The sequence below is a fragment of the Rhodococcus sp. B10 genome, assembly GCF_011770055.1.
In the GTDB taxonomy this organism is placed as follows: domain Bacteria; phylum Actinomycetota; class Actinomycetes; order Mycobacteriales; family Mycobacteriaceae; genus Rhodococcoides; species Rhodococcoides kyotonensis_B.
Map to the genome: position 1 here is coordinate 1 of NZ_JAAFYV010000102.1, position 439 is coordinate 439.

Sequence of the window (439 nt, forward strand, 5' to 3'; positions counted from 1 at the left end):
GTTCATGCAGTGCGAGAAGCACAGGCGGCGGTTCATCGGCAGATCGGCGTCGATGCCCTCACCCAGGATCTCCGGTTCGTCATCCAGCCACTCTTCGTAGATCGAACGGATGCTGTCGTCCCACTGCTGCTGGTCTTCGAAGATCTGTGCGACCGAGCGCAGGTAGTACGGATAGTCGCCGACATCGGAGCCGAGCATCAGCACGCACACCTCGCCGCCTGGATACTCGCGGAAATGGGTGCCATCCACGCGCGACAACAGTTCCATCAGGCTGTCAGGGACCTGTGGCCACTGCGCCCGCAGGCGCTGTAGGTCTTCGACAGTGGCACCCTGTACCCACGCCCATTGCGGAGCATCCTCGGCGGGCAAGCGCGGAATCAGGCCAGACAGAAAGCGATCAACAAGGGTCATCGGAAGATGCCAAGAGCAGGGCAGGCAC

At 62.0% G+C, this 439-nt stretch carries 1 protein-coding gene; it reads right to left on the minus strand.

Annotation, left to right across the window (positions count from 1 at the left end; all coding sequences use genetic code 11):
- Positions 1-411: SMI1/KNR4 family protein (locus RhoFasB10_RS25845; RefSeq protein WP_167679349.1), on the minus strand; the 411-nt coding region annotated here is incomplete at its 3' end.
- Positions 412-439: the final 28 nt, after the last annotated feature.